Source organism: Rhodovulum steppense, assembly GCF_004339675.1.
Classification (GTDB): domain Bacteria; phylum Pseudomonadota; class Alphaproteobacteria; order Rhodobacterales; family Rhodobacteraceae; genus Rhodovulum; species Rhodovulum steppense.
In genome coordinates this window covers 1-20076 of sequence record NZ_SLVM01000032.1, presented here as the reverse complement: position 1 = coordinate 20076, position 20076 = coordinate 1, and the positions used below count along the sequence as shown (strand labels likewise).

General features: G+C 69.5%; 11 protein-coding genes. 8 read left to right on the top strand and 3 right to left on the bottom strand.

The features are described 5' to 3' along the window. Positions 1-238: 238 nt before the first annotated feature. From EV216_RS16100 to EV216_RS16085, 4 genes are all read left to right on the top strand, one after another. A complete protein-coding gene (locus EV216_RS16100) occupies positions 239-469 on the top strand; it encodes a hypothetical protein (protein WP_132696563.1) in 231 nt (76 codons plus the stop codon). Positions 470-756: 287 nt separating this feature from the next. Further along, positions 757-5073, top strand: coding sequence for a chemotaxis protein CheB (locus tag EV216_RS16095; RefSeq protein ID WP_132696561.1), 4317 nt, complete (start codon positions 757-759; stop codon positions 5071-5073). A 219-nt stretch (positions 5074-5292) separates the two neighbouring features. Then, positions 5293-6468: an extracellular catalytic domain type 1 short-chain-length polyhydroxyalkanoate depolymerase gene (locus EV216_RS16090; protein ID WP_243642108.1), complete on the top strand. Its 1176-nt coding sequence runs from the start codon at positions 5293-5295 to the stop codon at positions 6466-6468. Positions 6469-6680: 212 nt separating this feature from the next. Beyond that, positions 6681-7040: a PRC-barrel domain-containing protein gene (locus EV216_RS16085; protein WP_165899294.1), complete on the top strand. Its 360-nt coding sequence runs from the start codon at positions 6681-6683 to the stop codon at positions 7038-7040. Between the two features lie 103 nt (positions 7041-7143). Here the strand turns inward: EV216_RS16085 and EV216_RS16080 are convergent, their stop codons facing one another. Next, complete coding sequence (locus EV216_RS16080) at positions 7144-8019, bottom strand: PRC-barrel domain-containing protein (RefSeq protein ID WP_132696555.1); 876 nt, start codon at positions 8017-8019, stop codon at positions 7144-7146. 819 nt (positions 8020-8838) lie between these two features. On the opposite strand from EV216_RS16080, the gene EV216_RS16075 reads away from it, so the two are divergent. From EV216_RS16075 to EV216_RS16065, 3 genes are all read left to right on the top strand, one after another. Then, positions 8839-17124 (top strand): GH36-type glycosyl hydrolase domain-containing protein, encoded by an 8286-nt coding sequence (locus EV216_RS16075; RefSeq protein WP_243642107.1) that lies wholly within the window; start codon positions 8839-8841, stop codon positions 17122-17124. Between the two features lie 268 nt (positions 17125-17392). Then, positions 17393-18037 (top strand): YiaD family glycine zipper/OmpA-like lipoprotein, encoded by a 645-nt coding sequence (locus EV216_RS16070; protein WP_132696553.1) that lies wholly within the window; start codon positions 17393-17395, stop codon positions 18035-18037. Between the two features lie 280 nt (positions 18038-18317). Continuing rightward, positions 18318-18512 carry a hypothetical protein gene (locus EV216_RS16065; protein ID WP_132696551.1) on the top strand — a complete coding sequence of 65 codons (195 nt, stop codon included), beginning with the start codon at positions 18318-18320 and terminating at the stop codon, positions 18510-18512. A gap of 45 nt (positions 18513-18557) precedes the next feature. Here EV216_RS16065 and EV216_RS16060 read toward each other — a convergent pair whose 3' ends face one another. After that, positions 18558-19289 (bottom strand): Crp/Fnr family transcriptional regulator, encoded by a 732-nt coding sequence (locus EV216_RS16060; RefSeq protein ID WP_132696550.1) that lies wholly within the window; start codon positions 19287-19289, stop codon positions 18558-18560. A 178-nt stretch (positions 19290-19467) separates the two neighbouring features. Between EV216_RS16060 and EV216_RS16055 the strand changes: the two genes are divergently transcribed. Then, a complete protein-coding gene (locus EV216_RS16055; RefSeq protein WP_207894018.1) occupies positions 19468-19701 on the top strand; it encodes a hypothetical protein in 234 nt (77 codons plus the stop codon). Positions 19702-19790: 89 nt separating this feature from the next. On the opposite strand, the gene EV216_RS18895 is transcribed toward EV216_RS16055, so the two are convergent. Then, the gene (locus EV216_RS18895; protein WP_424511190.1) at positions 19791-19892 is read right to left on the bottom strand and encodes a DUF3309 family protein; all 102 of its coding nucleotides are present in this window, start codon (positions 19890-19892) and stop codon (positions 19791-19793) included. Positions 19893-20076 lie beyond the last annotated feature (184 nt).

The window sequence follows — 20076 nt, the reverse complement described above, 5'->3', positions numbered from 1 at the left end:
CCGGATGAGATGAAGGCGGCTCGCAGTGCTGCGGCTCCGGTCGGAGCTGTCGGCCTCGCCGGAGGTCTGGGCCGTGCATGGCGTGGGTCCGCACGTTCGCCTTGCCGCATTTGATCTGCGTCACCGCTGGCACGGGAGTCGGCGTTTCTGTCTCCAGGGCGATGGCGGGGTCGGAGAGGAGACGCCGGGCGCCCTGATGAAGGCTCCGATCGTTCCGGGAGCAGGGATGAGCTTGGCCATGGTCCAGCTTCTCATTCCTTTTCAGCGGTGGACGAGCGATGGAGAACGGGCTTCCGGGAACGATCAACGCACCGCGCTGGGCACGTTCCGTGCCGTCCTCGAGAATTCCTTCGCAATGGCCGGACAGCCGGACTCGTCGCCGGCGAAGAAACGCGAGCCGACTTTGGGGGCTTTTGAAACGTTCGCCATGAACGCAACCCGGCTGTCCGGACAACTTCACACTGGTTAATGCGACTACATGCCGTGGGTTGAAGCTAGCCATCGGTCGGTCGCGCCGACAGCCCCGGAATCTACTTAGACAAAGCGTAGAGCGCCGGGTGCACCGGTGAGCCCGGTCGGAAAACTGCGCGCCGCAGGACCGTCGGGCGATAACGACGATCCCGAAAAGCCCGGCTTCTGCACGGCCGAAAAGGATGATACCGTTGTCATGCATGACGGCAGCGCGACGACGAAATAGCCTTCGCATGTGACGGTTTTGCGTGCCGGGCGCGGTGCCCCCTCTGGCGGGAAGATACGATGTCCAATGAGCGCGCTCGAACGCCCGGTCCTGCGCTCCCCATCGTTGCCATCGGCGCATCCGCAGGCGGGCTCGAGGCATGCCGCGCGCTGTTGAAGGCGATGCCCGGCGACATGCAGGCGGCCTTCGTGCTGGTCCTGCACCTCGACCCGTCGCATGACAGCATGATGGTCGACCTTCTGGCACGGGACACCGCCTTGTCGGTGGTTCTGGCCGCCGAGGGCATGACGCTGCGGCCTGCCCATCTGCATGTCATCCCGCCGGGCGTCTTTCTGACCGTCGAGAACGGCGTTCTCCACACCCCTGCCCCCGAGCGCGGCAAGGCGGTGCGCCTGCCCTTCGACGTGCTGTTGCAGTCTTTGGCACGGCAGGCGTCATCGCCGCTGGCCTGCATCGTGCTTTCGGGGACCGGCACGGACGGCAGCGGCGGGCTGCGCGCCATCCATGACGCAGGCGGGCTGATCCTGGCGCAGGACCCGAAGGAGGCCGGGTATTCCGGCATGCCGGACAGCGCCATTGCCACCGGTCTCGTGGATCACGTCCTGGGCATCGCGGACATGCCGGCGGTGCTGGGTCAGCTGGCCGCCGGGGCTGTGGCGAACCCATCAGGAGTCGCGAAGGCCGGCGCGGGTCGGACAGCCGTGACGCCCGGCGCTGCGGGGCCGGGGGCGAAGCGGGACTTCGATGCCATCATCTCGCTCGTCGCGGAAACGGCCCCGCAGGATGTGACGCTGTACAAGACTGGAACGATCAAGCGCCGCATCGCCCGTCGCATGGCGATGGCTGGCTGTGGGCCGGACGAGACGGAGCGGTATCTGACGATGCTGCGCGCCGACAGCACCGAGCTTGCGCGGCTGACGGCCGATCTGCTGATCCATGTCACGAGCTTCTTCCGCGATCCGGGCGTGTTCGAGCACCTCGGCGCGACAGCCCTGCCCGAACTGATCGCGTCCCAGCCCGCCGACCGGCCGCTGCGAGTCTGGGTGGCCGGATGCAGCACCGGCGAGGAGGCCTACAGCCTGGCCATGCTCTGCATCGAGGCGCTGGAAGCGGCAGGCTCGAAGGCCGGCCTTCAGGTCTTCGCCTCGGACATCGACGCCGACGCGGTGGCCACCGCCCGCGAGGGGTTCTATCCCGCCGACATCGCAGGCGTGGTATCGCCCGCGCGGCTTGCACGGTTCTTCGAGGCCGAGGCGGGCGGCTGGCGGGTCCGGCCGGAACTGCGTGACGTGATCGTCTTCACCGTGGCGGACCTGCTGTCCGACCCGCCGTTCTCGCGCATCGACCTGCTGTCGTGCCGCAACGTGCTGATCTATCTGGAGCCGGAGGCGCAGCGGCGGGTGATCGGGCTATGCGCATTCTCGTTGCGTCCCGGCGGGCTTTTGCTGCTGGGGGCTGCCGAAACGCCCGGGCCGGAAGATGGCAGCTTCGAGGTCGCCCACAAGGACGCCCGGCTCTGGCGCTGCGTCGGCCCCGGCCGGCCGGGCGATCTGCATGTCGCAGCCGGCGCGCGGACCGCGAGGCCCGTCGAGGCCTACCCGAAGCCAAGTCGCAGGACCTCCCTGGCGGAGCTGTGTCGGCGGGTCGTTCTGGAGAATTACGCGCCCGCGGCCGTGCTGATGAACCGCCGGTTCGACTGTCTCTTTCTGCTGGGCCCGACCGAACGCTATCTCAGCGTCACGCAGGGCCACCCCGATCCGGGCTTTCTGGGCATGCTGCCCCGGACGCTGCACGCACGGTTCCGCATGGCGGCGGCGTCCTGCGACGCCGCGAATCCGGTCGTCGTCGTTCCCGGCGGACGCTCGACGCGCGAGGGCCGGTTCAATATCGAGCTGCGCGCCGTCCAGGCCGGCAAGGAAGACCTGCTGCTCGCCTGCTTCCTCGAGGCCCCGCCCGCGGCGACCGGGTCGCTGGCCGATGCGCCCGGGGCGGCGGATGCCGCATCGCGCATCGCCGAACTCGAAGCCGATCTGGAGGCGACCCGCAACGATCTCAGCGACGCCCTGCGCGAACTGGAACAGGAGGTCGAGGGCCACGCCGCCGATACCGCCGAGGCACTGTCGGTCAACGAGGAGTTCCAGTCGACCAACGAGGAGCTGCTCGCCTCGAAGGAGGAGTTGCAGGCGCTCAACGAGGAGCTGACCGCGCTGAACGCCCAGTTGCAGGAGACCGTCGAACGCCACCGCACCACCGCGAACGACCTGCAGAACGTGCTCTACAGCACCGATGTGGCGACGATCTTCCTCGACCGCGCCCTGAACATCCGGTTCTTCACACCCACCGCCCGCGCGGTTTTCAATGTCATACCGACCGATATCGGCCGGCCGCTGTCCGATCTGGCGGCCCTGTCGAGCGACACCAATCTTGCCGCCGACGCGGCCGCGGTGCTGGCGACGGCAAGCCCGATCGAACGCGAGATCGCTGGCGCCGGGGGCATCTGGTATCTGCGCCGGGTCCAGCCCTATCGCGCCGATGGCGGGCGCGTCGAAGGCGTGGTGATCACCTTCGTCGACATCACCGAGAACAAGCGCACGCATGAGGAACTCGTCGCCGCGAGGGCCGAGGCCGACCGCGCGACGCTTGCGAAGTCGCGGTTCCTCGCCGCCGCCAGCCACGACCTGCGCCAGCCGTTGCAGTCGTTGGCGCTGCTGCACGAGCTGATGACGCGCGGCCGCAAGGGAGCCGAGGCGCTGCGGCTGGCGGCGCTGCTGGACCGCACGCTGAAGACGATGACCGAAATGCTTGACGCTCTGCTCGACGTGAACCGCATCGAGGCCGGCATCGTGCGGCCGCAGGTGCGGGCCATCGCGGTTGCCCCGCTCATGGCGCGTCTTGCCGACGAGTTCGCGCCGCTGTGCGAGATGAAGGGGCTGAAGCTGCGGGTGGTGCCGAGCAAGGCCTGGGTGCGGACCGATCCGCAGCTTCTTGAGCAGATGCTGCGCAACCTCTTGTCGAATGCGGTGAAATACACGCCGAGGGGCGGCATCGTGATGGGATGCCGCATCCGCGGCGACCGTCTGACGATTCAGGTCTGCGACAGCGGCATCGGTGTGGCCGCGTCCGAGCGCAAGGCGATCTTCGACGCCTATCATCGGGGCGAGCAGCCTGCGTTCCTGGCCGCGCAGGGCCTCGGGCTGGGGCTGTCGATCGTCCAGCGGCTGGCGGACCTGCTGGCTCATCCGGTGGATGTCCGGTCGGTCCAGGGCAAGGGATCGACCTTCATGGTCACGCTTCCGCTGGCCGCAGCCGAGCCTGCAGCGCTGGCGGACACAGCGCCGGTCGAGGGTGGCCGACAGACCGGCACGATCCTGCTGGTCGAGGACGAGGACGAACTCCGTCAGTTGCTTGCCCGTGCGCTCACGGCCGAGGGACACAGCGTCGTCGCCATGGCCAATGCGCCGGATGCCCTCGCCTGGGCCAACGGGGCCGCGAAGCCGCCCGACCTGCTGCTGACGGATTTCGACCTGCATGGCGGTGTGTCCGGCCTGTCGCTGGCGCAGGATATGCCTCGGGCTCTGGGCCATGGCATCCCGACCATCATCCTGACCGGCGACATCACGGCCGCGACGATGCGCGAGATCGCGAGAACCCCCTTCGTGCAGATCGCCAAGCCCGTCCTGCCCGACGTGCTGCTGGACCGGATCGCCGCCCTGCTGCAGGGCGCCGGGGCAGCCCGGGCGCAACACCTCGCCGGCTCTGCGGCCGACCAGGCGACAGTGCACATCGTGGACGACGACCCCATGGTGCGCGAGGCCACCCGCCGCCTGTTCGAGGCCGAGGGATGGAACGTGATCACCTACCCGTCGGCCGAGGCATTTCTGGCCGCTCCCCGTCCGGGCGCCAGGGCCTGTCTGGTCATCGACGACCGGTTGCCCGGCATGGGCGGTGTGGCGCTGCTGGAGGCCTTGCGGGCGGAGCGCTCGTCCCTGCCTGCGGTGATGCTGACGGGAAGTGGCGACACGGCCATGGCCGTGAGCGCGATGAAGGCGGGCGCCGCGGATCTGATCGAGAAACCGGCCAGCGCGGCGGATCTCCTGGCCAGCATCGGGCAGGCCCTCGAACAGGCGATCGACGATCGCGCCCGCCACGGCGCGCGGCGCATCGCGCTGAAATCCTTCGCCGATCTCACGCCGCGCGAACGCGAGGTTCTGGCCAGGGTGCTGGAGGGCGCGCCGAACAAGATCATCGCCGCCGACCTCGGCATCAACCAGCGCACGGTCGAGAACCACAGGGCGGCGGTGATGCGCAAGACCGGAGCCACCTCGCTGCCGGACCTCGTCCGGCTGGCGCTGGCAGCCGGACTGCCGGGCGTCTAGGCCAGGGCGAGGCGGAGAAGTGTCGGGGCCACGGCGAGAGTGCATCCCCGCTGCCCCTGACTTCGGACGAAGTCACTGCCGCGCGGCGGAGGCAACACCGCATGTTAGCGTCAAGGCGGGCGATGCCGGGCATGATGCCGGGACGGCGCCACAACAGGTGCGCCCAGCCTCGAGGGACCTCGGATGAAATTCACCATCCCGCGCACGATGCGCCGGGCGATGCGGCTTGCCCGCGCGGGCAAGCCGCGGTCCTCCGCAAGGGCGATGCAGCGGGCTATAGGTGCTGCAGTAATCAAGACCACGCTTGAGACACTGTCGACCCTGCAGGCCATGACGCCGGGCAAGCCGACCGTCGCGATAAAGCACCGCAAGCCGCCTGCAAAGGCACGGCGCAAAGCGGCATCCCGGGCTGGCGCGAAGGTGGACCGGCGTCTGAGCGCCGTGGTGAAGCAGCTGCGCGCGGCGCGGTCATCGCTGCCCGCCCGCCTGCTGCTCGATCGTGTCCCCACGCCTTCGCGCCCGCCGCCTATACCCCGGGGCGCACAGTATCTGGACCGCACCTATCGCGGTCGCGCCGGGACCCGCGACTTCAAGCTCTTCCTGCCGGCCGGGCAATCGCAGGGGCCGACGGGCCTAATTCTGATGCTGCACGGCTGTTCACAGAACCCCGACGACTTTGCGACCGGCACCGACATGAACGCGCTGGCCCAGAAGCACGGTCTGGCGGTCGCCTGGCCGGAGCAGACCCGCGACCACAACGGCGCGTCCTGCTGGAACTGGTTCGTGCCCGTCAACCAGGCCCGCGGCAGGGGAGAGCCGGCGATCCTTGCCGGCCTGACCCGCGCTCTGATGCGGGAATTCGGGTTGGACCGACAGGCCGTGTTCGTCGCCGGCCTGTCCGCAGGCGGGGCGATGGCGGTGATCGTGGCCGAGACCTATCCGGATGTCTTCTCGGCCGTGGGCGTGCATTCGGGGCTTGCGCGCGGGGCGGCCAGCGATGTCATGTCGGCGCTCTCCGCCATGCGCAGTGGCGGCACACCGGCGGCCGCGCGGGCACGCAGACCAGCGGCGGCGGGCAGCCGTGCCCCCGCCCGCCGGATCGTCTTTCACGGCGATGCCGACAGTGCCGTGCACCCCTCCAACGCGCCGCAGATCGTGCTGGCCGCGGTCGGCTCCCGGACCCCGGCCCGGGTGACGCCCGCCGAGGCAGCAGGCCGGAGCTATCTGCGCACCGAGTATGCGTTGCCCGACGGAACGGTCGATGTGGAACTCTGGCAGGTCGCGGGCGCAGGCCACGCCTGGTCGGGGGGCAAGGCCGGCGGCTCCTTCACCGATTCGCGCGGGCCCGACGCGTCGGCGGAAATGGTGGGGTTCTTTCTGGCCCGGCCTCGCTGACGGCGCGCGCGCCAGGGAACGTCCCCTGCGCTGCGGCGTTGTCCATGTACGACCCGCCGCACGATCCGAATACCGGGGTGCGCTGCGTTGACCCCGTCATTGATCGACACCGCGCCAAGACCTTCGCGGCGCGAGCGGAGCGGCGATCCACGACCCTGCAGGGGGCCCCTGCGCTCAGAGTTCCCGGCCCCTCCGGGAACAGGGAGAACATCATGACACCCACCACAACCACACCCACCGGCGCGTCCGGCGGCGGCACCCACGCCTTTGCCCGCGACGGGTATGCCAAGGCGGCAGTCCACGAGCTGAAGTCGTCGGATCTGGAAGGCGCCAAGGTCTATGGCCGCGAGGACGAGTCCATCGGCTCGGTCAGCGCGCTCAAGATCGGATCGGAGGGCCGGATCACCGCGGCCGTGATCGATGTCGGCGGTTTCCTCGGCATCGGCGCGCATTCGGTGCTGGTCCCCTTCGGCGACCTCACGGTGCTGCGGGCAACCGGCGGGTCCGATGTGCGCGTTCACATGGACACCACCAAGGACAAGCTGAAGGCGATGCCGCATCACGGCGGTTGACGCCAGAACTGGGCCAGAATGAGGAGGCCACGCACCCGGGGTGCGTGGCCTTTCCCGTTGCCGTGGTCGGCTGCGAGGCCACGCATGGCCCCGCAGGAGTGCTTCAGTTCATCGCCTGGTACTGCGGCAGGGCCTCGATCTGCTTCTTGGTGGCATCCACGTAGATGCGCATGTCGGTGGCGCGGTCGTTCGAAAAGATCGTCAGATCGTCGAAGCGCACCGACACCTGGTGCGAGCCCATCCCCAGGAAACCGCCGAAATCGATGATCAAGTTCGTGATCGCCCCGTCAGCATCGAGGACCAGCTTTTCGACCGTCCCCACAGATGTGTCTGACGGGTCATACACCGTCGCGCCGACCAGCATTTCGGTCGTGACGCGCGTCGCATCGACCAGATTGTACCCGTCGCGGGTCATCTCCGGCCGGTCAAGTGACGTGCGGTTGGTCGTGGCCGCGCCGGTCCGGTCCATCGGCCCGCCGTCTATCATCGACGAACGGTCATAGGCAGGGGAGCCTTCGAGCATCTCCGCTGCGACATTCACGATGACATGCATCTGCGCGCGATCTTCGGGATCGGAGGCGAACGTCACCTGATCCATCGTGACCGCCACATCGCGCTCGCCCATGCCAAGAAAGCCGCCGACGCCGATCACGATGGCGCGGACCTGACCGTCATGCGACAGCACGATCTCGTTGATCTGGCCGATGTTGTCCATTTCGTCCAGATCGGCCCGGCTGACCGTAGCCATGGCCCCGGTTCTTGCTGCCGAAGCGTCTGCGGATACCCGACGCGCATGGACATCATGGCCCATCAGTTCGGATGCGAAGAGGTCGGATTGGTCCCGCTGGCTCAGAAACCCCGCCATGCTGGCGCTCTGGCTCTGCGTCGCGCGCTCGGGAGCGGGCGTGCTCTGGGCCAGAATCGCAGAAGGCAAGCCAAGCGCCAGCGCAAGCGCGGTGGTTGAAAGAAGCCGTTTCATCGAAAGTCCTCCGCGGGCAAGGGGCAGATCGACAACCGATCGCGTGTTTGCCCGACACGAGGACAACGCGCGGTAGCAGGGCGCGTTCCCTTATTCCCGATGAACGGTCCGGACCCGGCGGCTCCTTTGAAGGCGGCGGAGGGAGGGGCCGTGCCCGACCGCAACCTGCAAGTGGAAAAGTCTCGTGACAGGTGGGCAGGCATGGGCCGTCACCAACATGCATCAGTCCGGTCACGGCCGGGCAGCGGTATCCTCTTCCTGCCCGATGTCGGCCCGGCTGTGCCAGCGCGCCTGTCAGGGGCCTGTCCGACATGACGCAGGCCCACCGCTGCCCCGCCACGGTGGAACGCGTCCGGGACGGAGGTTGTTGAAGGGGAGACCAGCGTCGCCGGAACGGCGGCCTGCCATGTCCAGAAAGGACCTGTACATGAATTGGGATCGGATCGAGGAAGAATGGACCACGATGACCCGCCGCATCCGAGCGGACTGGCGGGATGGCCCGGCAGGCAGGAACGCGCCTCGCAGCGTGCGTGAAGCGACGCCGACCTGGTCCGCGACACCGGTTGATTCAGGCCCGGACGAAAAGGGGTCTGAAAACAGTAGCCTGCCGACCTTGCGGTGATCCCCCGAGCCGCAGGCCAGCGTTCTCTGGCCGGGTCAGGGGCAGGAGTATCGCTCTGGCCCGGCACTGCCCGCAGGCGTGCGCGCTCAGATCTGTGGCGAGAAAGCACGGTCATCCGCGCGGACCTGTTCGGCGCCGAGCGCCTCGAACATCATGCAATCTCCCTTGCGCAAGCCCAGCGGGTCACGCGTCGGCGCATGCGCGTGATGCCGCTTGCCGCAAGGGTCGGCGACAACGCCGATGTCCTCCTTGCCGCCTATCGCTCCTGCGCGCAGGCGGTGCGGGCGCGACAGACGATCACCCCTGCCGCGGAATGGCTGCTGGACAACTTCCACATCATCGAGCAGCAGCTGCTACAGATCCGGGGCGACCTTCCGCCCGGTTATTATCGCCAGCTGCCGAAACTGGCCGAGGGGCCGCTTGCCGGGTATCCGCGCGTCCTCGGCCTCGCCTGGGCCTATGTCGCCCACACCGACAGCCTGCTCAATCCACCGGTCCTGGCCCGCTTCGTGCGTGCCTATCAGACGGTCGAGCCGCTCACCATCGGCGAGCTGTGGGCGGTGGCAATCACCCTGCGCATCGTGCTGATCGAGAACGCGCGCCGGCTGTCGGACGAGATCGTGGCGGCCCATGCAGAGCGTGACGCGGCAGACAGGCTGGTCGATGGCCCGCTCGTCACGGACGACGGGCGCGGCCCCGCGACCGCTGCCCGATCCTCGCCCACGCTCCGGCTGGCGCAGGCCGTCGCCCCGCTGGAGGGCGCGCCGCTGCCCGAGATCCTGGCTGCCCAGATCGCCAAGCGCCTGCGCGGCTGCGACCCGACCGAGACCCCCCTCTGCGGCTGGCTCGACGACCGGCTCGCAGCACAGGGCATGACGCGGGACACGGTGATCCTGCACGCCCAGCAGCGGCAGGGCGCCTCCAACGTCACCATGCGCAATGTCGTCACCAGCATGCGCCTGATCTCCGAGATGGACTGGCAGGACTTCTTCGAGGAGGTCAGCCCGGTCGACGCGCAACTGCGCGCGGCGTCGGACTTCGCCGCGCTCGATTTCTCGACGCGCAACCTCTATCGCACCGCGATTGAAACGCTTGCGCGCGGCTCGGGGAAGCCGGAGGCAGAGGTCGCCGGAGCCGCGCTGGCGCTCGCCGCCGGGGGCGAGGGGGAGGCCAACCGCGACCCCGGCCACTGGCTGATCGGGCCGGGACGCGGGACGCTGGAGAGCTGCATCGGCTACGGTGCGCGGCCGGGATTGCGCGCCCGGCGCCTTGTCGCGCGGGCGGGCCTGACGGGGTATCTGGCCGCCATCGGCCTGGCCTCGCTGGCCATCCTGGCGCTGGCACTGTGGCTGTCGGGGGCACAGGGCTGGGCCGCGCTGGCGCTGGCCGTCGCGGGCCTGGCTCTTGCGCTGGAGGCAGGCAATGCGCTCGTCAACCTCGCGGTCACACGGTCGGTCGCCCCGCAGCGCCTGCCGGGGATGGAGCTGGCCGCGGGGGTGCCGCCTGACCTGCGCTGCCTCGTCGCCGTGCCGATCCTGCTGGTCAATGCCGAGGAGGTTGCCGCCGCCATCGTCCAGCTGGAGGTGCACCACCTGTCCAGTACCGAAGGCGCGCTGCATTACGCGCTGCTGTCCGACGGGCCCGATGCCACCACCGAGACCGCGCCACAGGACGCCGCGATGATCACGCTCGCCAGGGCCGAAGTCGCCCGCCTGAACGCGGCGTACCCATCGCCCGGTGGCGACCGCTTCCTGTTCCTGCATCGCCGGCGCCTGTGGAACCCCTCCATGGGCGTCTGGATGGGGTGGGAGCGCAAGCGCGGCAAGCTGGCAGAGTTGAACCGCCTGTTGCGCGGGGCGACGGACACGAGCTTCCTCGCGCCTGCTGTGGTGCCGAAGGACGTCCGCTTCGTCATCACGCTGGACGCCGACACGCGGCTGATGCGCGACACCGTGCGGCGGCTGGTCGGCAAGATGGCGCACCCGTTGAACCGGCCGCGCCTCGACCCCGCACTGGGGCGGGTGACGCAAGGCTACGGCATCCTGCAGCCGCGCGTCACGCCGGCCCTGCCGGTCGGCCCCGAAGGCTCGCTGTTCCAGCGCATCCACGCCAGTCACGCGGGGATCGACGCCTATGGCGCGGCGATCTCGGACGTCTATCAGGATCTGTTCGGCGAGGGATCCTTTACCGGCAAGGGCATCTACGATGTCGACGCCTTTGCCGCGGCGCTGTCCGGGCGGGTGGCGGACAACACCATGCTCAGCCACGACTTGTTCGAGGGCATTTTCGCGCGCGCGGCCCTCGTCTCGGACATCGAGGTGGTCGAGGATTTCCCCGCGCGCCACGACGTCGCCGCCCGCCGACAGCACCGCTGGGTGCGCGGGGACTGGCAGCTTCTACCCTGGCTGGTCGGGCGGGGGGCAATGCCCGCGCTCGGCCGCTGGAAGATCATCGACAATCTGCGCCGGTCGCTGACGCCGCCACTGACGCTGGCGGCGCTGGCGGCGGGCTGGCTGCTGCCTCTGCCGGTGGCGGTGGGCTGGACGCTGGCGGTGCTGGCGATGCTCGCGCTGCCGCATCTGCTGCCGCTGCCCTTCGTGTTGCAGCCTGGCCGGGCCGGGATCACGGCGCGCAGCCATGTCGCGGCGCTGGGTGCGGACGCGCGTGCGGCGCTGGCGCAGATCATGCTGGCGGTCACCTTCCTGCCCGACACCGCCCTGCGGATGGGCGACGCGATCCTGCGCACCGCCTGGCGGCTGGGTGTGTCGCGCCGCAACCTGCTGGAATGGGTGACGGCGGCGCAGACGACGAAGGGTGACCAGCCCGGTGCGTACCGGCGCATGGGTTTGGGTATCACGCTTGGCCTCGGCGTGGCGGGCGGGGCGGCGGCGCTCAACCCCGCGGTCGGGCCGCTGGTGCTGCCCTTCGCCCTGCTGTGGCTCGCCAGCCCCGCCGTCGCCCACCGCATCAGCCAGCCCGCGCCGCTGCACCGCCGAGGCCCCCTGACGCAGGCGGACACACAAGGCCTGCGGCTGATCGCTCGCAGCACCTGGCGCTATTTCGAGACCTTCGTCACCGCGGCCGACAACTTCCTGCCGCCCGACAACTTCCAGGAAACCCCCGGCCCGGCGCTGGCGCGGCGCACCTCTCCGACGAATATCGGCATGTATCTTCTGTCCGTGACCGCGGCGCATGATCTGGGCTGGATCGGGCGGGCCAATGCCCTGACGCGGCTGGAGCGGACGCTGGCCACCATGCAGCGCATGCCCCGGTTCCGGGGCCATCTGCACAACTGGCACGCCACCGACGACCTGCGCGTGCTGGAGCCGGGCTATGTATCCTCGGTCGACAGCGGCAATCTGGCCGGGCACCTGATCGCGGTGGCGCAGGCCTGCGCCGAATGGCGGGCGGCGCCCACCAGGGGTGCGGACTGGCGCGCCGGCCTGCGCGATGGCCTGCGGCTGGCCGAACGCGCGCTTGCCGTCGCGCCCGACCCGGCGCTGGACGATCTGCTGGCGGGCCTGGCAAAGGCGCTGGCGGAGGGTGCGCCGCTCGACCGGTTGCTGTCGCTGGCCGAGGGCGCCGCGGCGCATGCCCGTGCCGCCTGCGATCCCGCCTCGGACGAGGCCTTCTGGTGCGAGGCCATGCGCGCGGGGCTGGCCGGCCACGTCGCCGACCGCAATCTGGATCTCGGCCCCCGCCTTGCCGCGGTCGAACGCACCGCCCGCGCGGTCGCGACCGGCATGGACTTCGCATTTCTGCTCGACTGCGACAAGAAACTCCTCTCCATCGGCTTTTCGCTGGCCACAAACCGGCTGGACCACAGCTGCTACGATCTTCTCGCCTCGGAGGCGCGGCTGGCAAGCCTCGTCGCCATCGCCAAGGGCGACGTGCCGACCCGCCACTGGTTCCGCCTGGGCCGTGCGGCGACCCCGCTGGGCGCGGGCTCGGCGCTGGTCTCCTGGTCGGGAAGCATGTTCGAATACCTGATGCCGTCCCTCGTGCTGCAGGAACCGATGGGTTCAACACTGGAGGAAACTGGCCGCCGCATCGTTGCCCGCCAGCGCGCCTATGCCGAGACGCTGGGTATCCCCTGGGGCGTGTCGGAATCCGCCTACAACGCCCGCGATCTGGAGATGACGTTTCAGTATTCCAACTTCGGCGTGCCCGGGCTGGGGCTGAAGCGCGGCCTGGGCGCGGACCGTGTGGTCGCGCCCTATGCAACGGCGCTGGCGGCCATGGTCGACCCGGCGGCCGCGCTGCGCAACTTTGCCCGGCTGGCGGCGCTGGGGGCCGAGGGGCGGTTCGGCTTCTACGAGGCGGTGGATTTCACCCCGACACGCCTGCCGGCCGGGGCCGACCGCGCCATCGTGCGCAGTTTCATGGCCCATCACCAGGGCATGACCATCGCCGCCATCGCCAATTGCGTGCAGGACAGCCGCCTGCGTGCACGCTTCCACGCCGAACCGATGATCCGGGCGGTGGAGTTGCTGCTGCAGGAGCGGGTGCCGCGCGATGCCACCGATGCGCCGCCCCGCGCGCGCGAGGTGCTCGCCACCGCGCCCGAACCCGCCTCCCAGCCGGTGGTCCGCCGGTTCCCCGCCCCGGCGGAGGCCGCACCCACGGCGCATCTGCTCTCGAACGGAACCTATGGGGTGGTCCTGACGCCGAAGGGGGCGGGCTACAGCCGCTGGCGCGACCTGGCGGTGACGCGCTGGCGCGACGATCCGACGACGGCGGGGCAGGGGGCGTTCATCTTCCTGCGCGACCGGGCGTCAGGCGCGCTCTGGTCCGCAGGCATGCAGCCCACCGGCGCCGATCCTGCCCGCCACGGGGCGGTGTTCAGCGAGCATCACGCCGCCTTTACCCACCAGACCGATGACCTGACGACCCTGACCGAGGTCGTCGTCTCGGCCGAGGACGACGCCGAGGCGCGGCGGGTGACGTTGACCAACACCGGCCGCCGGGCGCGCGAGATCGACCTGACCTCCTATGCCGAGCTGGTGCTGGCGCCGCTGGCGGCCGATGTGGCGCATCCGGCGTTCTCCAAGCTGTTCGTCGTGACCGACTACCTGCCCGAGCTGGGCGTGATAGTCGCCACGCGCCGCCGCCGGTCCCCCACCGACCCCGAGGTCTGGGCCGCCCACATCGCCGTGGTCGAGGGGGCGGAGGCCGCGCCGATCCAGATCGAGACGGACCGGGCGAGGTTCGTCGGCGCGGGCGGCAGCATCGGCCGGGCGGCCATGGCCACTGCGCCGCTGTCGCAGAGCATCGGCACGGTGCTGGACCCGATCTTTGCCATCCGCCGGTCGGTGGTGGTGCCCGCGGGGGGGATGGCGCGGGTGACCTTCTGGACCATGGTCGCCGACGACCCGGATGTGCTCCTTGACCTGGTGGACCGCCACCGCGACCCGTCAGCCTTTGGCCGGGCGGTCACGCTGGCCTGGACGCAGGCGCAGGTGCAGCTGCGGCATCTGGACATCACCCATGCCGCGGCGGCCGATTTCCAGCGCCTCGGCGGCATGTTGATCCGGGCGGACGCCCGGTTGCGGGTGCCCGCCGCCACCATCCTGGTCGGGGTGGGGCCTCAGTCTGCGCTGTGGCCCCATGCGATCTCGGGCGATCTGCCCATCATCCTGTTGCGCATCGAGGATGCAGAGGACGCGCCAAGATTGCAGGAGGTTCTGGCGGCCCATGAATACCTGCGGATGCGGCAGCTTGCCGTCGATGTGGTGGTGCTGAACGACCGCGCGGCCTCCTATGTGCAGGATTTGCAGACCATGATCGAGGTCGCGGTGCGCTCGGCCCGGTCGCGGCCGCGCGCGCAGCCGCCCGAGGGGATGGCCGACGGCGCTGTACATGTGCTGCGCAGCGACCTGATCGGGCCGGAGGCGCGGGCACTGCTGCTGGCTGTGGCCAGTGTGGTGCTGGTCGCCGGCCGGGGCAGCATCGGCCAGCAGATCGACGCGGCGCCCGCCGCCACCCCGCCGCGACGGCGGGCGCTCGCCCGCCCGCAAACCGCAGGGCCGTCCGCCCCAGCCTTCGACACCTCCAGGCTGGAGTTCTTCAACGGCACCGGCGGCTTTGCTGACGGCGGGCGCGAATACGTCACCGTCCTGCGCGATGGGCAGACGACGCCAGCCCCCTGGATCAACGTGATCGCCAACCCGGGCTTCGGCTTTCAGGTCTCGGCGCTGGGCGCGGGCCATGTCTGGGCCGTCAACAGCCGCGAGAATCAGATCACGCCCTGGTCGAACGACCCCGTCATGGACCCGGCGGGCGAGGCGATCTTGCTGCACGACCTCGACAGCGGCGCGACCTGGACGCCGACGGCTCGACCGATCCGCGACAGCGGCCTCTATGTCGCGCGCCACGGATTCGGCCACAGCACTTTCGAGCATGCCGCCAACGGGATCGACGCGCGGATGGTGCAGTTCGTGCCGCTGGAGGACCCCGTCAAGATCACCCACCTGACGCTGCGCAATACCACCGACCGCCCGCGTCCGCTGTCGGTGACCGCCTATGTCGAATGGGTGCTGGGGCCGTCGCGCGGAGCGACCCTGCGCCATGTCATCACCGAGGCCGACCCGGAGACCGGCGCCATCCTTGCCCGCAACCCGTTCTCCCTCGCCTTCGCGGGCCGCGTGGCCTTCGCCGATCTGGGCGCCGGCACCGCCAGCCACAGCGCCGACCGGGCCGAGATCCTCGGCGTCGGCGGCGGCATGGCAAACCCCGAGGGGATCGGGGCCGCGCCCCTGTCCGGCCGAACCGGCCCCGCGCTCGACCCCTGCGCCGCCCTGCAACGCCGCATCGTGCTGGCCCCGGGCGAGAGCGTGGAGGTGCTGTTCCTGCTGGGCCAGGCCGACAGCCGCGAGGCAGCGCGCGAATTGATCCTGCGCCATCGCGCCACCGACCCCGAGGCGACGCTTGCCGAAGTGACGGAACACTGGGCAGACCTGCTGGGCGCAGTTCAGGTGACCTCGCCCGACCGCGCGATGGACATCATGCTGAACGGCTGGCTGCTCTATCAGACGCTCGCCTGCCGGATCTGGGCGCGGGCGGGGTTCTATCAGGCCAGCGGCGCCTACGGCTTCCGCGACCAGTTGCAGGACGGCATGGCGCTGGCCGCCCTGCGGCCGGACCTGACGCGGGCGCATCTGCTGCGTGCGGCCGCGCGCCAGTTCCCCGAAGGCGATGTTCTGCACTGGTGGCTGCCGCATTCGGGCCAAGGCGTGCGCACCCGGATCTCGGACGACCGGGTCTGGCTGGGCCATGCGGTGGCGCAGTATGTGGCGGTGTCCGGCGATGCCGACGTGCTGGACGAGGAGGTGCCCTTTATCGAGGGCCCGGCGCTGCTGCCGGGCGTGCATGACGATTTCTTCCTGCCCAGCGTCTCGGACCAGAGCGCAAGCCTGTTCGAACACTGCGCGCGGGGCCTCGATCAGGCGATCTCGCTGACCGGCGAGAACGGCATGCCGCTGATCGGCACAGGCGACTGGAATGACGGCATGAACCGCGTGGGCGAGAGGGGGCGCGGCACCTCGGTCTGGCTGGGCTGGCTGCTGATCGCCACCATCGAGGCAATGGCGCCGCTGGCGCGGCCCCGCGACCCCGCGCGGGCCGAACGCTGGCGCCGCCACGCCGAGGCGGTGCGGCAGGCCATAGAACGCGAGGGCTGGGACGGCGCCTGGTATCGCCGCGGCACCTATGACGACGGCACGCCACTGGGGTCGGCCGCATCCCGGGAATGCCGCATCGACAGCATCGCGCAGAGCTGGGCCGTCCTCTCGGGCGCGGCAGATCCCGAGCGCGCCGCGTCCGCCATGGCATCGATGACCGAACACCTGATCCGCCCCGACCCCGGCCTCGCCCTGCTGTTCGCGCCGCCCTTCGACGCCACCCCGCAGGATCCGGGCTACATCAAGGGTTATCCCCCGGGCCTGCGCGAAAACGGCGGGCAGTACACGCACGCTGCGATCTGGGCGGTGCTGGCACACGCCCGCATGGGCGACGGCGACGCCGCGGGGCGGCTGTTCGCGATGCTCAACCCGATCAACCACGCCCTGACGCCAGAGGATGCCGCCCGCTACAAGGTCGAGCCCTATGTGGTCGCCGCCGATGTCTATGCCAGCGCGCCCCATGCGGGGCGCGGCGGCTGGACGTGGTACACCGGGTCGGCGGCCTGGATGTATCGCGCGGGGATCGAGGGCCTGCTGGGTCTGACCCGCGCAGGCGGGGACCTCGTCCTGAACCCCTGCTTTCCGAAAGCCTGGCCGCGGATGTCCGCCACCGTCACGATCGGCAGAACCCGGCTGGCAATCACCATCGACAACCCCGGCCGGACCGGCCACGGCATTGCCACGGCGACGCTGGATGGCGCGCCCCTTCACCCGGCAGACGGGCGGCTGACCGTCAAGCTCTCGGGCGGATCGCACCGTCTGGCCGTCACCCTGAGTCCTGTCCCTTCGCCCCCGGTCATGTGAGGCGGACCGCGCCGTTGCCGCGCCGGCCAGCGGGGCCTGGTCTTCACCGCCCCGACAGCACTTGACGGACCTTCACCCGGCCCCCGCGAAACCCGTCGACCTCAAGCCGGCCCGACGCGGTGCTCTGCGCGCGGAAAGCCCAAGTATTTTTGATTTCAAGCTAATTCAGATCAGCCCGGATGATCCGCGTCCCTGCCATTGTCCGGATCATTGGGGGAGTCAGTCGCGCACATGCATGGCCGGGGCTCTCCATCAAGGGGGATGCACGATGGGCGGATATCGAAGGACTATCGCGATTGCCATCACGACGGCAGCGCTGACACTGGCGGGGTGCACCAATCCCGACGGCACGGCCAACCAGCCCGGGACCGGCGCGATCATCGGCGGGCTGACCGGGGCCGCAGCAGGCCAGGTCATCGGCGGCGATACCCGGGCAACGGTCATCGGCGGCGCGGTCGGAGCGGCCGTCGGCGGCGCCATCGGGGCGCAGATGGCAGCGCAGGAACGGGAGTTGCGGCGCTCGCTTGCCGGCACCGGCGCCGACATCACCAACACCGGATCCCAACTTCGGGTGATCCTGCCCGAGTCGGTCACGTTCCGCACCGCGTCTTCGGTCGTCGATCCGGGGTTCCGTCCGGCGCTGCGAGCGGTATCGGACAGTCTGCGGCAGCATCCGGCCTCGACGGTCCGCGTGGTCGGTCACACCGACAATGTCGGCTCGGCGGCCTACAACAACCAGCTCAGCCAGGAGCGGGCGATGGCGGTGGCGCGCAAGCTCATCGCCGCCGGGACCGCCGCGTCGCGGATCACGGTCTCCGGGCGCGGTTTCTACGAGCCGATCACGTCCAATGCGACCGCCGCCGGCCGGGCGCAGAACCGCCGGGTCGAGATCGTGATCACACCGACCAACTGAACTCAGTAGTCGGTTGCGACAGTGGCGAGGGCCAGGGGCAACCCCGGCCCCATCGCTTTTCCGGGGGTCATGGATCGTGACGAAACTAATCCGTGCGACGCCAACCTACGTCAGTAACACCCGCGAGAAGCGTCGGTAGGGTGTTCGTGACGGCACCATATTCCGCCGTCGGTTGTCTGTTTCGAGCGACGGCGAAGCTTCCCTGCTCGGCAACCGGGCACTCGTCCGGCCCGGCAGGGAGGCTTCGTCAATTCGGGCAGACCCAGCAAGGACGAAGCCCATGGACGCGAAATCCCCCGTACCCGGCACCGCCGAGAAGATGAAGTCCGTCAAGGCGGCCTGGGACAAGGCGCCCGCCGGACCGAGGAAGGACGCCGCGCTGAAGCATTATCAGGCGGCCGAGAAGGCCATGGCCGCAAAGCACGACAGCGAGTGCAGCCGCGAACTGGACGCAGCCGCCCGCGCGCTGGCATAAGCGTCCGCACTGACCTTCCCCGGCTGGACCTGCCGGGGAGGGCACTCAGCGCAGCAGCGGGCCGTCCTGATCGAGATAGCCGGTGTCGAACGCGGCGACCTTCTTGAGCCTGTCGAAATCGTCGAAGTCCACGCGCCCGTTCCGGAAGGTCACGAGGCCCTCCTCGCGCAGGTGGCGCAGCACGCGGTTGACATGCACCGCGCTCAGCCCCAACGCATCGGCGAGGTGATATTGCGTCAGCGGGCAATCGAAACCGGTCCGGTCGCCCGCCCCCACGAGGGCCAGCCGCGCCCCGAGTTCCAGCAGGAAATGCGCCATGCGCTCCTCAGCCGAACGCCGACCGACGTTGACCAGATGCTCCACCACCACCGCCTCGTCGCGCGATGCCGCCCAGAGGACGGCGGTGGCCAGACGCGGGGCCTCGGCAAAGGCATCCAGGATGTCCGGGGCCAGGACCTCGGTCGCCTCAATGCGGGTTATGGCCTCGATGGAATGATCGGCAGTCCGGAAAAGGATGCTGCGCAGCCCGAGGAAGTCGCCGGGGATATGAAAATCGACGATCTGCCGCCCGCCATCCGGCAGAAGCTTGTAGGAGTACGCCCAGCCTTCGGACAGGATGAAGGCCGAGGCCCTGCCCTGCCCCTCATGGATCAGCTCGTGACCGGACTGAAAGCTCCGTCGGCGCCTGTGCAGGCGCGCCAGAGTCTCCAGATCGGCGCCCGACAGGGCGACATAGGCCGCGAGCTTTCGTGTCAGCGGGCTTTGCAGCATCAGCATGGGAAAGGCTCCGGTGAGGATGGGCTGTCTGTCGCGCAGCTGCCGAGGGGCCGAAAAGAAGCGCCTGACACTGCTCTCGATCAGTCGCGACCGTCAGGGAACGCCTATGCTGCCGAAGCGTTCCATGCGGTCGACGCAGACCCGAATCGTTTCCTAGGAATTGAAGGCGCAGCCGATCATGAACGTTCCCAACGACATCGCCGGAACCGCCGCGCTGGCAATCTGCGAATCGCTCCTGCTCGCGCTCAATGACCGCAACATCCTGCCAGAGAGGGAGATCGTCGGCGTCCTGCAGGATGCAGCCGCGGCGCACGAATTTGCCCCGCCGGGCGAAAAGGATGCGCTGAACGCTGCCGTGGCCGCGCTGATCAACAACATCCTCGCAGGCGGCAACTCGGTGCGTCGGCGCTGAGCGAACCGACGCGAAAGGAGACGGGCCGCGTCCCGTCTCCTTACCCGGCCTTGTCCGAGCAGGCCGGGGGGCTGACCGTCAGGGGCGCGTCACAGGCGGCCGGTCAGCACCAGCACGATCAGGATCACGAGGATCAGGCCGATGGCGCCGCTGAGGGCCTTGAGGGCTATACCTTCACGGCCAATCGGCATTGAATCGTGACCCCTTATCGGCGTCCATGTTTGGATGCGCCCTGCGATGCAAGGATTTTCTGACCTTCTGAGCATGTGATCGGGTGCGTTCATGTTTCAGGCCTCTCAGGTGCGGCCGTGACATGCCGCGGGCCGGTATGGTGATGCGCGGACCGGGGTCCAGATCAAAATTGCGAGCCCGGGC

Excerpts from the sequence above, each read along its gene's own strand:
- EV216_RS16100 (WP_132696563.1), top strand. The coding sequence starts at position 239 with ATGGTCCAGCTTCTCATTCCTTTTCAGCGGTGGACGAGCGATGGAGAA.
- EV216_RS16095 (WP_132696561.1), top strand. The coding sequence starts at position 757 with ATGTCCAATGAGCGCGCTCGAACGCCCGGTCCTGCGCTCCCCATCGTT.
- EV216_RS16090 (WP_243642108.1), top strand. The coding sequence starts at position 5,293 with ATGCGGCTTGCCCGCGCGGGCAAGCCGCGGTCCTCCGCAAGGGCGATG.
- EV216_RS16085 (WP_165899294.1), top strand. The coding sequence starts at position 6,681 with ATGACACCCACCACAACCACACCCACCGGCGCGTCCGGCGGCGGCACC.
- EV216_RS16080 (WP_132696555.1), bottom strand. The coding sequence starts at position 8,019 with ATGAAACGGCTTCTTTCAACCACCGCGCTTGCGCTGGCGCTTGGCTTG.
- EV216_RS16075 (WP_243642107.1), top strand. The coding sequence starts at position 8,839 with ATGCGCGTGATGCCGCTTGCCGCAAGGGTCGGCGACAACGCCGATGTC.
- EV216_RS16070 (WP_132696553.1), top strand. The coding sequence starts at position 17,393 with ATGGGCGGATATCGAAGGACTATCGCGATTGCCATCACGACGGCAGCG.
- EV216_RS16065 (WP_132696551.1), top strand. The coding sequence starts at position 18,318 with ATGGACGCGAAATCCCCCGTACCCGGCACCGCCGAGAAGATGAAGTCC.
- EV216_RS16060 (WP_132696550.1), bottom strand. The coding sequence starts at position 19,289 with ATGCTGATGCTGCAAAGCCCGCTGACACGAAAGCTCGCGGCCTATGTC.
- EV216_RS16055 (WP_207894018.1), top strand. The coding sequence starts at position 19,468 with ATGAACGTTCCCAACGACATCGCCGGAACCGCCGCGCTGGCAATCTGC.
- EV216_RS18895 (WP_424511190.1), bottom strand. The coding sequence starts at position 19,892 with ATGCCGATTGGCCGTGAAGGTATAGCCCTCAAGGCCCTCAGCGGCGCC.